The sequence below is a fragment of the Pseudomonas sp. NY15364 genome (assembly GCF_048068235.1).
GTDB lineage: Bacteria > Pseudomonadota > Gammaproteobacteria > Pseudomonadales > Pseudomonadaceae > Aquipseudomonas > Aquipseudomonas mendocina_D.
Window position 1 is genome coordinate 1 of the sequence record NZ_JBLUPX010000109.1, and the last position, 229, is coordinate 229.

The 229-nt window shown below is 58.1% G+C and carries 1 protein-coding gene; it reads right to left on the reverse strand.

Going from position 1 to position 229, the window contains the following annotated elements:
- The coding region (locus ACNFCJ_RS24195) for a transposase (RefSeq protein ID WP_416773912.1) at positions 1-229 on the reverse strand (229 nt) is incomplete at both ends.

Below are 229 nucleotides of genomic sequence, written 5' to 3' on the forward strand. Positions count from 1 at the left end.
TGAGCTTCGTCAGGCTCAGATGCTTGCGTTGCGACGCTACCGCCTGAAACTTGCTGCCATCGATGGCCACGAGTTGCCCGCTGATCAGCCTCACCTGGCGACAGAACTGGACGAAGGTGCGGCAGGTCGCCTGAAAAGCAGCGCTGTTGTCCTTGCGAAAATCAGCAATGGTCTTGAAATCCGGTGCCAATCGGCCCAGCAGCCACATCACCTCGACATTGCGTTGGCA